At 46.2% G+C, this 12,767-nt stretch carries 17 protein-coding genes and 2 pseudogenes; 3 read left to right on the top strand and 16 right to left on the bottom strand.

The features are described 5' to 3' along the window. Position 1: 1 nt before the first annotated feature. Positions 2-664, bottom strand: a complete 663-nt coding sequence (exbB, locus tag DBY86_RS07205) for a TonB-system energizer ExbB (protein WP_107819467.1) — start codon at positions 662-664, stop codon at positions 2-4. 65 nt (positions 665-729) lie between these two features. After that, positions 730-1,581: an energy transducer TonB gene (locus tag DBY86_RS07200; RefSeq protein WP_107819466.1), complete on the bottom strand. Its 852-nt coding sequence runs from the start codon at positions 1,579-1,581 to the stop codon at positions 730-732. Positions 1,582-1,834: 253 nt separating this feature from the next. On the opposite strand from DBY86_RS07200, the gene DBY86_RS07195 reads away from it, so the two are divergent. Next, complete coding sequence (locus tag DBY86_RS07195) at positions 1,835-2,473, top strand: site-2 protease family protein (protein WP_107819465.1); 639 nt, start codon at positions 1,835-1,837, stop codon at positions 2,471-2,473. Between the two features lie 70 nt (positions 2,474-2,543). Here the strand turns inward: DBY86_RS07195 and DBY86_RS07190 are convergent, their stop codons facing one another. Further along, positions 2,544-3,185, bottom strand: coding sequence for a GrxB family glutaredoxin (locus tag DBY86_RS07190; protein WP_107819464.1), 642 nt, complete (start codon positions 3,183-3,185; stop codon positions 2,544-2,546). A gap of 57 nt (positions 3,186-3,242) precedes the next feature. Between DBY86_RS07190 and DBY86_RS13050 the strand changes: the two are divergent. Continuing rightward, positions 3,243-3,362 (top strand): annotated as a pseudogene (locus tag DBY86_RS13050) (IS5/IS1182 family transposase); the annotation flags it as partial. 70 nt (positions 3,363-3,432) lie between these two features. Continuing rightward, positions 3,433-5,646, top strand: coding sequence for a RelA/SpoT family protein (locus tag DBY86_RS07185; protein WP_107819463.1), 2,214 nt, complete (start codon positions 3,433-3,435; stop codon positions 5,644-5,646). 72 nt (positions 5,647-5,718) lie between these two features. Here DBY86_RS07185 and DBY86_RS07180 read toward each other — a convergent pair whose 3' ends face one another. From DBY86_RS07180 to mafB, 13 genes and pseudogenes are all read right to left on the bottom strand, one after another. Next, positions 5,719-6,255 (bottom strand): suppressor of fused domain protein, encoded by a 537-nt coding sequence (locus tag DBY86_RS07180; protein WP_107819532.1) that lies wholly within the window; start codon positions 6,253-6,255, stop codon positions 5,719-5,721. 80 nt (positions 6,256-6,335) lie between these two features. Continuing rightward, positions 6,336-6,878: pseudogene (locus DBY86_RS07175) on the bottom strand (suppressor of fused domain protein). A 126-nt stretch (positions 6,879-7,004) separates the two neighbouring features. Beyond that, a complete protein-coding gene (locus DBY86_RS07170) occupies positions 7,005-7,232 on the bottom strand; it encodes a hypothetical protein (RefSeq protein WP_107819531.1) in 228 nt (75 codons plus the stop codon). Positions 7,233-7,290: 58 nt separating this feature from the next. After that, positions 7,291-7,614: a ribonuclease E inhibitor RraB gene (locus DBY86_RS07165; protein WP_002231823.1), complete on the bottom strand. Its 324-nt coding sequence runs from the start codon at positions 7,612-7,614 to the stop codon at positions 7,291-7,293. A 2-nt stretch (positions 7,615-7,616) separates the two neighbouring features. Next, positions 7,617-8,324, bottom strand: a complete 708-nt coding sequence (locus DBY86_RS07160; protein WP_107819462.1) for an HINT domain-containing protein — start codon at positions 8,322-8,324, stop codon at positions 7,617-7,619. Positions 8,325-8,478: 154 nt separating this feature from the next. Continuing rightward, on the bottom strand, positions 8,479-8,880 hold the full coding sequence (locus DBY86_RS07155) for a hypothetical protein (RefSeq protein WP_107819530.1): 402 nt from the start codon (positions 8,878-8,880) through the stop codon (positions 8,479-8,481). A 357-nt stretch (positions 8,881-9,237) separates the two neighbouring features. Then, positions 9,238-9,597 carry a hypothetical protein gene (locus DBY86_RS07145; protein ID WP_107819460.1) on the bottom strand — a complete coding sequence of 120 codons (360 nt, stop codon included), beginning with the start codon at positions 9,595-9,597 and terminating at the stop codon, positions 9,238-9,240. A gap of 117 nt (positions 9,598-9,714) precedes the next feature. Further along, positions 9,715-10,260, bottom strand: coding sequence for a suppressor of fused domain protein (locus tag DBY86_RS07140; RefSeq protein ID WP_061728928.1), 546 nt, complete (start codon positions 10,258-10,260; stop codon positions 9,715-9,717). Beyond that, positions 10,223-10,399: a hypothetical protein gene (locus DBY86_RS13360; protein WP_199901064.1), complete on the bottom strand. Its 177-nt coding sequence runs from the start codon at positions 10,397-10,399 to the stop codon at positions 10,223-10,225. The genes DBY86_RS07140 and DBY86_RS13360 overlap by 38 nt, the downstream gene beginning before the upstream one ends. Beyond that, positions 10,381-10,653, bottom strand: a complete 273-nt coding sequence (locus tag DBY86_RS07135) for a hypothetical protein (protein WP_107819459.1) — start codon at positions 10,651-10,653, stop codon at positions 10,381-10,383. The genes DBY86_RS13360 and DBY86_RS07135 overlap by 19 nt, the downstream gene beginning before the upstream one ends. Before the next feature lie 3 nt (positions 10,654-10,656). After that, a complete protein-coding gene (locus DBY86_RS07130) occupies positions 10,657-11,325 on the bottom strand; it encodes an HINT domain-containing protein (RefSeq protein ID WP_107819458.1) in 669 nt (222 codons plus the stop codon). A 148-nt stretch (positions 11,326-11,473) separates the two neighbouring features. Then, complete coding sequence (locus DBY86_RS07125; RefSeq protein ID WP_013448465.1) at positions 11,474-11,704, bottom strand: MafI family immunity protein; 231 nt, start codon at positions 11,702-11,704, stop codon at positions 11,474-11,476. A gap of 14 nt (positions 11,705-11,718) precedes the next feature. Beyond that, the coding region (mafB, locus tag DBY86_RS07120; protein ID WP_107819457.1) for a polymorphic toxin MafB class 1 at positions 11,719-12,767 on the bottom strand (1,049 nt) is incomplete at its 5' end.

Below are 12,767 nucleotides of genomic sequence, written 5' to 3'. Positions count from 1 at the left end.
ATCAGCTATCCTTTTGATTAAGCAGGCGGACGTGCAAATCGTGCGCCATCGCATCCAAATCCTGAGCCAGTATTTTCGTGCCGCGATTGAGGAAGTTGTATGCCAACACCGCAGGAATCGCCACGAACAGGCCAGCCGCCGTCGCCACCAGTGCCTCGCCAATCGGGCCGGCAACCGCCGCAATGCTCATCTGCCCGCTTTGCCCGATATTGATCAGGGCGTGGTAAATCCCCCAAACCGTGCCGAACAGCCCGATAAACGGCGCGGTCGCGCCGATGGAGGCAAGCGCGGTCATCCCGTAATCAAACCGGCGCATAATCTGCGCCATACTGTTGCGGATTTGAATGACCAAATACTCGTTCAACGGCAAAGCCTGCGCCAGCTCGGACGCTTCGCTCCGGCGGTAGTTGCGGTAAGACTGCAACGCCTCTTGCGCCAGTTTGGACAAAGGCGCATCGACGGCGCGCACTTTTTCGACCGCGTCGTTCAGCGACAAAGTATCGCGCATATGCCGCTTAACAAGCGTATTGCCTTTGCGAGCCTGATATAGCTTAATGCTGCGTAAGACAATCAGACACCATGTTACGATACTCATCAGCAGCATCAACACAAACACACCGATCAGGACGGGATCGCCCGATTCAAACACTAATTTCAAATTCATAATGATTCCAACACTGAAAAAACCAATCAAACATCCAAGCTGCCGCAAACCGCTGCGGCAACCGCCTAATTCAATTCAAACTTGACGGGGACTTTAAACTCCGTCCAGGCATTGGCTTGAAAATGCCCGTTTTGCGCCGCCTTGCGTGCCGCATTGTCCAAACGGGAAAAACCGCTGCTTTTCACCACTTTGACGGACTCGACATGACCGCCCGGAGAAACCAAAACGCTCAAAACAACCGTACCCTGCTCGTCATTTTCCATAGAAAGCGCGGGATAGGCCGGGCGCGGGATGCTGCCGTTGGCGCGTAAAGGGTTGCCTTTGCTGCTGCCGGCTCCGGTTCCGCCGCCGCTGCCGCCGCTTCCTTCCCCGTGTTCGCCTTTGGCGCCGCCGCTTCCTTTACCGCTGCCTTCTCCGCGCCCCGTTCCGTCGCCTTTGGTACCGGTTCCCTTACCTTCCCCATTGCCCTGCTCGCTGCCGGCTTTGGCAGAAGCATTGCCAGAATGTTCGGCAGGTTTTTCAGACGGCTTTTCTGCCGGTTTTTCCGCCGGTTTCGGGGCAGGCTTCGCTTCCGGTTTGGGTTCGGGCTTCGGTTTTTCTTCGGGTTTCGGCTTTTCCTTGGGCTGCCGAATATCTGCATCCGCCTTTTTTGTAACCACCGGCTTCAAAACCGGTTTGGGCGGCTCGACAGGTTTGGGCTGCTCAGGCTCGGGTTGCGGTTCGGGCGCGGCAGGCGCGCCTGCGCCTTCGGGTGCACCGTCCCCTCCGCCAAAGTCGCCCAAATCGACAAATTCAATAACATTACCTGACTCTATCACGGGCAGCTTGTGCGCCTGCCAGAGCAATGCCACCATTGCCAAATGCAGCAGTGCGACGGAAAACACGACTGTGGGGGTTAAAATTCGTTCTTTATCCATAATTCGGGCATAATAATAGCAACAATTCCTATTTGCAACCTATTTTTATTATTTACCTTTATCTAAATACTGTTTTCATATTCTTTAAATCCGTATTAAAACAATATGTTTATGACAAATTATCAGATACCGGCAGACAAACGGGGCGAATCTGCCTGTTTTCCCATTCCAACAAAATCGGGTTAAATGATATATTGCCGCCTTCATCCGGCAGCCGATTACGGCTGCGTGCCACCCGTTATAAAGGAAAATTATGTTTCAAAATTTTGATTTGGGCGTGTTCCTGCTTGCCGTCCTGCCCGTGCTGCTCGCCATTACCGTCAGGGAAGTGGCGCGCGGCTATACGGCGCGCTACTGGGGCGACAACACTGCCGAACAATACGGCAGGCTGACGCTGAACCCCCTGCCCCATATCGACTTGGTCGGCACAATCATCGTGCCGCTGCTTACTTTGATGTTCACACCGTTTCTATTTGGTTGGGCGCGTCCGATTCCCATCGATTCGCGCAACTTCCTCAACCCGCGTCTTGCCTGGCGTTGCGTTGCCGCGTCCGGCCCGCTGTCGAATTTGGCGATGGCTGTTCTGTGGGGCGTGGTTTTGGTGCTGACTCCGTATGTCGGCGGGGCGTATCAGATGCCGCTGGCTCAAATGGCAAACTACGGTATTCTGATTAATGCGATTCTGTTCGCGCTCAATATCATCCCCATCCTGCCTTGGGACGGCGGCATTTTTATCGATACCTTCCTGCCGGCGAAATATTCGCAAGCGTTCCGCAAAATCGAACCCTATGGGACGTGGATTATCCTGCTGCTGATGCTGACGGGCGTATTGGGTGCGTTTATTGCACCGATTGTGCGGCTGGTGATTGCGTTTGTGCAGATGTTCGTCTGACTGGTTTTCAGACGGCATAAACATTCCAAAAAACGCGGCAGGACATATTTCCCTGCCGCGTTTTCCTGTTTTACAATGCCCTGTCAAAATAAAGCGGCACGCCTGATTTTTCACTCATACCGATTAAATAATCCATCGTCTTCCGAGGGAACGCGATGCCGCGCACCACGGTCAGGTTGCGCAAAATAGGAAAAACCAAAATATCCTCCATGCCGATTCCGCCGTTGATGCCGTCTGAAGTACCGTCCATCAAATTCTCCAACTCTTGCAAATCTGCGTTTATCCGTTCGAGGTATTGGGCGGTTTTATTCAAATTGGCGGAAAAGCTGCCGATGCTTTTCTCTTTTTTGTCTGTGAAATATTTCACCGCTTCCGGCGTTGCAAATTCGGGCAGCCCGATTTTGATCACGCGCGGCTGAACCAGTTTGTTGTTGTATCCGCCCACCTTGTCCAGCCACGCCTGTATCTCGGGGCGGACTTCGTCTTTCAGACGGCCTTCGCGGTCAAAATGCCGCACAATGTCCAAACTCTCGCCCATAAACGAACCGTCCTCTTTTTGCAGGACGGGCACTTGTTTCGCACCTATCATACCGATCGGCGTTGCCTCGTCGTCGTTTGCCAGCACGGCTTCTTCAACGTCCGCGCCAAACAGCCCGGCAGCCATCCGCGTACGCACGCAAAACGGGCAATGGTCGTAAATATACAGTTTCATCAAAATATTCCTCGTCAACCTGTCGGTACCGGCTACCTTAACACCCCGCGCCGCCCGAAACAAGTTTATAGTGGATTAAATTTAAATCAGGACAAGGCGACGAAGCCGCAGACAGTACAGATAGTACGGCAAGGCGAGGCAACGCCGTACTGGTTTAAATTTAATCCACTATATCTTCCCGCCTATGCACCGTAAATAAATAAGCTGTTACAATAAACTCGTTTTTATCGGAACGGAAGACCCCATCATGACCGCCATCAGCCCGATTCAAGACACGCAAAGCGCGACCCCGCAAGAATTGCGCGAATGGTTCGACAGCTACTGCGCCGCGCTGCCGGACAACGATAAAAAACTGGTCTTAGCCGCCCGTTCGCTGGCGGAAGAACATTATCCCGCCGATTCCGCCACGCCGTACGGCGAGCCGTTGCCCGACCACTTCCTCGGCGCGGCGCAGATGGTCAATGAACTCGACCTGCTGCCCGATGCCGTCGCCGCCACCCTGCTTGCCGACATCGGACGCTACGCCCCCGATTGGAACCTATTGGTTTCCGAACGCTGCAACAGCACCGTCGCCGAATTGGTCAAAGGTGTGGACGAAGTACAAAAGCTCACCCACTTCGCCCGCGTGGACAGCCTCGCCACGCCCGAAGAACGCGCCCAGCAGGCCGAAACTATGCGGAAAATGCTGCTGGCGATGGTTACCGACATCCGCGTCGTGTTAATCAAACTGGCGATGCGTACGCGCACCCTGCAATTTTTAAGCAACGCCCCCGACAGCCCCGAAAAACGCGCCGTTGCCAAAGAAACCCTCGACATTTTTGCCCCGCTCGCCAACCGTTTGGGCGTGTGGCAACTCAAATGGCAGCTCGAAGATTTGGGCTTCCGTCATCAAGAGCCGGAAAAATACCGCGAAATCGCCCTGCTTTTGGACGAAAAACGCACCGAACGCCTCGAATACATCGAAAACTTCCTCAATATCCTGCGTACGGAACTGAAAAAATACAATATTCATTTTGAAGTTGCCGGAAGACCAAAGCACATCTACTCCATTTACAAAAAAATGGTGAAGAAAAAGCTCAGCTTCGACGGCTTGTTCGACATCCGCGCCGTGCGGATTCTGGTCGATACCATTCCCGAGTGTTACACCACGCTGGGTATCGTCCACAGCCTCTGGCAGCCGATTCCGGGAGAGTTCGACGACTACATCGCCAACCCCAAAGGCAACGGCTATAAAAGTTTGCACACCGTCATCGTCGGCCCGGAAGACAAAGGCGTGGAAGTGCAAATCCGCACCTTCGATATGCACCAATTCAACGAATTCGGTGTCGCCGCCCACTGGCGTTACAAAGAGGGCGGCAAAGGCGATTCCGCCTACGAACAAAAAATCGCCTGGTTGCGCCAACTCTTGGACTGGCGTGAAAACATGGCGGAAAGCGGCAAGGAAGACCTCGCCGCCGCCTTCAAAACCGAGCTGTTCAACGACACGATTTATGTTTTGACCCCGCATGGCAAAGTCCTCTCCCTGCCTACGGGAGCGACCCCCATCGACTTCGCCTACGCCCTGCACAGCAGCATCGGAGACCGTTGCCGCGGCGCGAAAGTCGAAGGGCAAATCGTGCCGCTGTCCACCCCGCTCGAAAACGGACAGCGCGTCGAAATCATTACCGCCAAAGAAGGGCACCCTTCTGTCAACTGGCTCTACGAAGGCTGGGTCAAATCCAGCAAGGCAATCGGCAAAATCCGCGCCTACATCCGCCAGCAAAACGCCGACACCGTGCGCGAAGAGGGTCGCGTCCAACTCGACAAACAGCTTGCCAAACTCACGCCCAAGCCCAACCTGCAAGAGCTTGCCGAAAACCTCGGCTACAAAAAGCCCGAAGACCTCTACACCGCCGTCGGACAAGGCGAAATTTCCAACCGCGCCATCCAGAAAGCCTGCGGCACGCTGAACGAACCGCCGCCCGCGCCCGTCAGCGAAACTACCATCGTCAAACAGTCCAAAATCAAAAAAGGCGGCAAAACAGGTGTGCTCATTGACGGCGAAGATGGCCTGATGACTACGCTTGCCAAATGCTGCAAACCCGCGCCGCCCGACGATATTGTGGGCTTCGTTACCCGCGAGCGCGGCATTTCCGTCCACCGCAAAACCTGCCCGTCTTTCCAACACCTCGCCGAACAAGCGCCTGAAAAAGTGTTGGACGCAAGCTGGGCGGCATTGCAGGAAGGGCAAGTGTTTGCCGTCGATATCGAAATCCGCGCCCAAGACCGATCGGGCCTTTTACGCGACGTATCCGACGCGCTCGCCCGCCACAAACTCAACGTTACCGCCGTGCAAACCCAGTCCCGTGACTTGGAAGCCAGCATGAGGTTCACGCTCGAAGTCAAACAAGTCAACGACCTCCCGCGCGTCCTCGCCAGCCTCGGCGACGTCAAAGGCGTATTGAGCGTTACCCGGCTTTAAATACAAAAATGCCGCCTGAAAGACGAATATCGTTTCAGACGGCATCGGATTGCCGAATTTTCATCCGGCCTGTCAGACAGTACTCGCACGATTTATATCTAAATAATCAATACCCGCTTCATCGAATTTCGTTTCCAATTCTTCTACCGAATGAGTATCTAGAAAAAGCCTCTCTTGATGAGTAATTGGCAATAACCGGAAAAATCGGACATTATCCATATATTCCAACTCTTGCCCATAAGGATAAGGCAGAGAAATCAGAAAATGCCGGAAGGATGATTGCTCAACCCACGGTCTGCCGATATTGACCGTTTTCCCTAATTGAAATCGATCGGGATAATACATACTTGCCGATGCAAGCATTGCCAAGGTCTCAATATGTTCGGGCGTTTCAAACGGGCTGACGATAAAAAACTCCCGTCCTAAAAATGAGCCTATCCCAGAGCTGACATAAACCCAGGGCTCATCTGCATGATTAGGAATCACTTGGAAAACTTGGAAATCGGGAAGTTCTTCAACAATCCTTCCTAAAGTCCAAGTAAATCCTTTAATATCATGATGTTTCCAAAATTTTTGCAAGTGAGATAAAACAGTTTGGTTGTAATCCATGCTTTTTAGCCTGTTTTCAAAGGTCGCCTGAAACCTGAAACAAGGTTTTTCAGACGGCATTGACCGTTTGAAGAAGGTATTTACCAAGCAAACGGTTTCCTATTCATATCCGAAAGGTTGCCAACTTCATTATCCAGCAAGAACCGTTCAAAAGCATTCCAACCTTTCTTTTCCACCAATTTGGCTTCCTGTTTATACAACGGGACAAGCAAAGGGAAAACGATATTGTAGTGTTCGCCATAACAGACCTGGAAATCATCGTCGAAATAAAATGGGGCGGAAACATACAGAGCGTCCATTTTTGTTGAATCAACAATGCTTCCAGGCAAATAAACAACCTATCCTCGAAGAAGGATTTTTTTGTTCTCAATGATGGTTTCTGCCAACCATCTTAAAAATGGAAAAATCTGATTTTCATCATATTTTAAAGAACATACGAAAAGTATTTCAAATCTGCTTTTATAATTCAGATCATGTTTGCTTAACCCTAAAGTAATATAAGTTTTTAAATCCCTGTCAGGGGAAGAGGGAATAGCTGCGATATTTAATTTGTACTGACTTCCCGAATCGCTTTTCGAGCCATGAGAAATAGTGCCTATATATTTTTCAATATGATTAATCATATTTTTCTTAGCTTCCCATCATCGTATCGAATAATCATAGACCAGATTGAGACAAAACGCCTTGTTCCCATTGATAGAAAGTCCGTCTGAAAAGTAAAAGTGTTTCAGACGGACTACGTTTGCCGACTATCCGGTCCACTTTATTATCCAATGAGATTCTTGCAGGTATTCTTTTAATATTTCTAAGTTTTCGACCCAGTCATCGTAACTGTCAAATGATGAGAATTTGTCATTTGAAGATAACAGTATCAGAAATCCACCGGTATTTTCCTGGTCATCAATAATTTTTATGAATTTTTCTTCAGGATTGACCCCATTCAGGATAACCCCCAAAGTATTGAATTTTATTTCCATAGACATCCCCTAATCTTTAATGGGAATATGGTTTTTTCAACCCAACCTACACTTTTTGTTAGTTCCCATACGAACCAAAACCTTCATAATTACAATCATTTTTTTGTGCAATACCAAATAACGTAGTTTCAATAGCTAAAATGTTTTCAAGGGAAGGGACGATATTGACGGAACAATAGCAAGTCCACATTTCTCCGAATTCATCTTGTTCAATACTGATTTGAAAATCTTGCCGATAAGAAATGAGTCGGCTTTCTATTGATTGCAGATTCTTTTGAGAACCTCCTATAAAAAACTCTATTATCATAGGTTTTGTCAAATCAAACCCTAGTTCTTGATATTGTTTCAGTACATCTGAAGTAGATTTTTCGTCAACAATCATTTTTAATCTCCATCTTGTTTTCGGTATTTTCTCCCCGGGCTTTCAATTCGATTGTAATTATTGGTACTTTTGGAACCACCGTGAGCGTCAATTCTTCTAGATTCATCTTTGAATGCCTCTCGATTATTTTTGGCAGGAGTAAAATCTGTAGCTATATGAGGGTCATTATTAACCCTAGCTTCTCTTGCTCCAGAGATTTGGGAACGTTGTCTTGTGCCATTTCCAGAATAAGTTCGACCACTTTCATGAGTATTAGTATAAGAACCAACTTCTGTCCTATATTTTTCTCCATACGGACACGCATTATGAACCCAAACCCCTTCCGTTTCCGCCTGACTGCCCTTGACGAAGTAAGTATGCCAATCGGCAACGGTCAGGTTGTAGGCTTTGAGCGGTGTTGGTTTGACAACGATGTTGCGGACGGTTTGGGTTCTGCCGCTTTCGGCAAACAGCCTGCTTCCCGCTTTCAAATCTTCCGCCTTAATCCATTTGCCGTCCGAATAAAACGGGTGGATGCGGTTGGAAATCAGGGTTTGGTTGTTGCCGATGCCGTCTGAAACTTCAATGTAAACGGTTTCTTGGTACGGATTACCGTATCGGGCGGTAACGGGTTTGTATCCCGTTTTTCCACTGGTTTCATCTTTGGCAAAGACGCGGTCTCCGGCTCGGATACGGGCAATAGCTTTGTAGCCGTCTGCCGTTTTGACCAAGGTGCTGCCGTGGAAGGAGCAGGTGTAGGATTTTTGAAGAACTTAGTTCTCAATATCCTGTTTCATTCATCAAAATGCCGTCTGAAAGTCGAATACCGCTTCAGACGGCATTTTGATTGTTGGGTTTTTAATCAGAGCTTTGTTTGATAATTTGTTATTTTGAATAAAATACAGGTTCTGTCGAGCTGATAACTTCTATTACAGAATCGCTAAAAAAGAAAATATAAGCCTTATAATATTTCTTTTCAAAAAAATCAAAACTTTCTTCTTTCAACCAGTCCATATAACCGTCGTCTATTATCTCGAAAAAATAATTTGCAGTAGGATTCCCATCCGAATTATTTTCTGTTTTATTTTCGAATAAATATTCTGAAAATTTTACTTTATAAGATTCATCCGTTATTTGAAAATGAATTATATTGTCGATAAATATTTCAATATTTAATTCATAATTTCGGTCGGATGCCAAAATGTTCACATCTTGTTCGGTAACACAAATTTTGTCCACATAAAATCTGTGATTATTGTTAGAAAATTGTAATGGTTTAATCTTCATCATCATTTTCCATATCTGATTTTTGTTTTCTTATTGCCCTGCTGGATTTCTAAAGTAGGTCTACCATCCGTACTGTCCATTCTCACATTTACTTTCCTGCCATTGGCTTTTATCTCCCCAGTTTTACCGTTTTTGCCAACTTCGCGGCTTTGGCGTCGGCTCCGATGGTTTCGGCGGCATTGGGGTTTTCCCGTATCCACTGGTCAACGGCTTCGCGTATGGAATTTTCTCTATCCTAAATTTCCCGATAGCTGTAAATTCATAGTCTGCCGATACGGGGAAAGGTCGTCTGAAAACTAAATTGAGTTTCAGACAGTTGTTAGGTTTGGGTGTCCAATCTAACTTATATTTGTCCATTTAATCAGTTGTTTGTATTAAATTGCCATTATTTATTTTCCAATTTACTTTATAACTATCTTCATAATAATCTAATTCAAAAAAACCTGATATTTCAATATCCAATTCCATTATTGTTTTAATACATTTTTCAAAATAAATAATGAAATAAGATTTCACGCATGCACCAAAAAAAATATAGCTGCTCCAATTAAAACTATTTGTCGGGAAAACCCACCCATTTTTATATATTTTTGCAGATTCTTTCTCTTCGATATTGAAGGGACAATTATTCCAAAAATTATTAATGTTTTCTTGGATGATTTTTATATCATCGTCAGAGCATTCAATCCATCCTTTTATGGAAACATATGATGCCATGTTTAATCTCCTAAACTTGTTTTAACAATGCCGCCTTTTGATTCAATAAATGAAGGAAAGATCGTCTGAAAAACAAGCTTAATTTCAGACGACCTTTAATCAAATTTAAGAAAGCCCTTACCAAGTAAACGGTTTCCTATTCATATCCGAAAGGTTGCCAACTTCATTATCCAGCAAGAACCGTTCAAAAGCATTCCAACCTTTCTTTTCTACCAATTCGGCTTCCTGTTTATACAACGGGACAAGCAAAGGGAAAACGATATTGTAGTGTTCTCCATAACAGACCTGAAAATCATCGTCGAAATAAAATGGAGCGGAAACATACAGTGCATCCATTTTGCTACCTTCGATAATTACTCTGGGTAATTGAATAATTTCACCTCTTAAAATAGGTTGTCTATTGTCAATCAAATATTCAGCCACTCCTGATAGAAAAGCTGCAATATTTTCTTTATTCCATTCTTCAGAACAGGTAAAAATTAATTCAAACCTACTTTTATAGTTCAAGTCATATCGATTCAAGCCTAAAGTAGAAAAAGTAGTTACCCCTTTATATGGTTGTAATGGGAAGACGGAAACGCTGAGATGATAACGTCGATCCAAGCATTTTATACCGCTTTCGATTTCACCCAAATAATGCTCTAAATGTTCGACTGTAATCATTTTTTCTTAAACCTTTCATCCCTATTCCGGCAAGGCATAGGCTGGTTTGGACTCCAATACCGCCTTTTTTATTGACGGAAACGCCGTCTGAAAAATAAAGCGGCATCTTGATTTTGCCGTCTAAGGACTTTGCATCCATTCCTCTTTGCTAATTCCAAATTCAAACTCCGCCTGTTCAAATGCCGAATCTAATGTGTCATGATAAGTATCCGTTTGTTCCTGACCGACTTCATTCAAATAAAACAAATAAAATCCCGGATCATTTTCATATTGAACAATACTTAAAGCAACAGGTTTGGGAAGTATCCCCATCGGGGTACGATGAATCGTTCTAATAGGAAAATCTTTATTTTCATCTAAGATGACTTTGAATAATTCTTTTACACTCATCATTCTTCAATCCCGAATAATTGTTACCGTACTATTTTCTATTACACGTCCATTAGGTTTGTCATATGATTCAAAATGACCATAATACGTAGATGAATTTGTTTCATGATAACCATATCGTACCTGCCGCATTCCATCTTGTGATACATATCGACCATTTGGATACGACTGATAGTTTTTCCCTAGCCATTTCTCAGCTGCATTTAAAAAATTAGATTCAGATACAGTTCCTGCATGGTATTCGGGAGCTCTTTTGGGAGGACAAGAATTATGAACCCAAACCCCTTCCGTTTCCGCCTGATTGCCCTTGACGAAGTAAGTATGCCAGTCGGCAACGGTCAGATTGTAGGCTTTGAGTGGTTTTGGTTTGACAATGATGTTGCGGACGGTTTGGGTTCTGCCGCTTTCGGAATACAGCCTGCTTCCCGCTTTCAAATCTTCCGCTTTAACCCATTTGCCGTCCGAATAAAACGGATAGATGAGGTTGGAAATCAGGGTTTGGCTGTTGCCGATGCCGTCTGAAACTTTAATGTAAACGGTTTCCCGATACGGATTGCCGTATCGGGCAGTAACGGGTTTGTATCCTGTTTTTCCGCTTGCCTCGTCCTTGGAAAGGACGCTCTCGCCGGCCCGGATACGGGCGATGGCTTTGTAGCCGTCTGCCTTTTTGACCAAGGTGCTGCCGTGGAAGGAGCAGGTGTAGGATTTTTGAAGAACTTAGTTTTCAATATCCTGTTTCAAATGAAGGAAATACCGTCTGAAAATTAAAAGCAGTTTCAGACGACTTTTTGATTGTTGGGTTTTTAAACCGACCTAATATTTATTAATCTGATGTACTTTCAATTCCAAATTCCTTATTAATAAAAGAGATTTCTTGGGATTCTTTTTCCGTAAGCTGGATATTGAAATCTTCAATATAATCACATAGCGTTTCAAAAGCTAGCAAACGTTCTGAAAAAGTAATGTACTCTAGTGTGGCATCAATTAGATTAGCGTCAATTCTATCTTCAAGAGATTTTCCTAAATTCTTTATTCGTTCGTCTAATGTTTTCATCTTTCAAATACTCATTATTTTACAGGGTTATATTTGGGATTAGAGGTTCTATCGGGGAATGCAGTTACCACTTTTCCTGTTGCAGGTTCATAAACTGTTCTGATACGAATTCCATCTCTCGTTTCATATGATACCCACCTGGCTGGTCTTCCTTTAGCAATATATTTGCCGCCTGTTCCAGTCTGTGCATACCATTGCGTTTTTGGGGATGTAACGATATCACTAATTTCATGAGTTATTTTACTGGCTGACCAATGTTGGGGGAATGTTGTCTTACCAGGTTTGCCAGGAAAAAGATGCCCACCTCCTGCTTCATCTCCATACAGTATATGTTGTATAGAATTTCCAGATAAAACATTAATATGATTAGGATTATCTCTTCCATAATTTTTCTCATGTATATTACTATTTTTCTGGTTCTGTCTGATTCTATTTAACCCCTCTGTTTCTGTAGTAACTTTTCTAGTTGTTCTTGTATTGTATGCAGCAGAAAAATCCCCGCTAACCGCTGCTTTCCCCGGTTTTGCCGCCTTTGCCAACTTCGCGACTTTGGCGGCGGCGGCAACGTTGAAGACGGCTTCGACGGTTTCGGCGGCATTGGGGTTTTCCTGTATCCACCGGTCAACGGCTTCGCGCGTATTTTTTTCAAAGCCCGCCACGCTGCCCAAGCCGCCGATGACGGCGAATTTGCCCTCGGCGGGCAAGGGGGCGATGTTGCGCATCGCGGCTTCGTCTATGGTATAGCGCGTTCCGTACAGTATGTCGCCTATGCCCAAGGCTTCGCCCACGCTGATAAAGGGGTTAAGCGCGCCGGCGGCGATGCCGTTGACAAACTCCATGCTGTTGCCCCAGCGGTCGAGCTTGGCATTGTGCCCGAACATTTTTTTGTTGGCTTCATCGGCGCGGTCGGAGAAATTGCTGCCGAGATTGTTGTGGTTGTCGGATATGCGTTGCCGGATGCTGCGGGTGTCGGTCGGATTGAGTTTGATGCTGCGGGCTGTGCCATTGACGTGATAGGTGTATTCGTCCCTTGCGCCCGTGGGGTCGGGATAGTCGCTGCCTT

Source organism: Neisseria bergeri, assembly GCA_003044455.1.
Lineage (GTDB): Bacteria > Pseudomonadota > Gammaproteobacteria > Burkholderiales > Neisseriaceae > Neisseria > Neisseria bergeri.
Note: the sequence above shows the minus strand (reverse complement) of the source record. Positions and strands in the feature narration are given on the sequence as shown.

What these genes read in the sequence shown, in the direction of transcription:
- DBY86_RS13360 (WP_199901064.1), bottom strand. Translation starts at nt 10,399, where the DNA reads ATGGATGCAAAGTCCTTAGACGGCAAAATCAAGATGCCGCTTTATTTT.
- DBY86_RS07190 (WP_107819464.1), bottom strand. Translation starts at nt 3,185, where the DNA reads ATGAAACTGTATATTTACGACCATTGCCCGTTTTGCGTGCGTACGCGG.
- DBY86_RS07195 (WP_107819465.1), top strand. Translation starts at nt 1,835, where the DNA reads ATGTTTCAAAATTTTGATTTGGGCGTGTTCCTGCTTGCCGTCCTGCCC.
- exbB (WP_107819467.1), bottom strand. Translation starts at nt 664, where the DNA reads ATGAATTTGAAATTAGTGTTTGAATCGGGCGATCCCGTCCTGATCGGT.
- DBY86_RS07200 (WP_107819466.1), bottom strand. Translation starts at nt 1,581, where the DNA reads ATGGATAAAGAACGAATTTTAACCCCCACAGTCGTGTTTTCCGTCGCA.
- DBY86_RS07165 (WP_002231823.1), bottom strand. Translation starts at nt 7,614, where the DNA reads ATGATTGTTGACGAAAAATCTACTTCAGATGTACTGAAACAATATCAA.
- DBY86_RS07170 (WP_107819531.1), bottom strand. Translation starts at nt 7,232, where the DNA reads ATGGAAATAAAATTCAATACTTTGGGGGTTATCCTGAATGGGGTCAAT.
- DBY86_RS07145 (WP_107819460.1), bottom strand. Translation starts at nt 9,597, where the DNA reads ATGGCATCATATGTTTCCATAAAAGGATGGATTGAATGCTCTGACGAT.
- DBY86_RS07155 (WP_107819530.1), bottom strand. Translation starts at nt 8,880, where the DNA reads ATGAAGATTAAACCATTACAATTTTCTAACAATAATCACAGATTTTAT.
- DBY86_RS07180 (WP_107819532.1), bottom strand. Translation starts at nt 6,255, where the DNA reads ATGGATTACAACCAAACTGTTTTATCTCACTTGCAAAAATTTTGGAAA.
- DBY86_RS07185 (WP_107819463.1), top strand. Translation starts at nt 3,433, where the DNA reads ATGACCGCCATCAGCCCGATTCAAGACACGCAAAGCGCGACCCCGCAA.
- DBY86_RS07125 (WP_013448465.1), bottom strand. Translation starts at nt 11,704, where the DNA reads ATGAAAACATTAGACGAACGAATAAAGAATTTAGGAAAATCTCTTGAA.
- DBY86_RS07135 (WP_107819459.1), bottom strand. Translation starts at nt 10,653, where the DNA reads ATGATGAGTGTAAAAGAATTATTCAAAGTCATCTTAGATGAAAATAAA.
- DBY86_RS07140 (WP_061728928.1), bottom strand. Translation starts at nt 10,260, where the DNA reads ATGATTACAGTCGAACATTTAGAGCATTATTTGGGTGAAATCGAAAGC.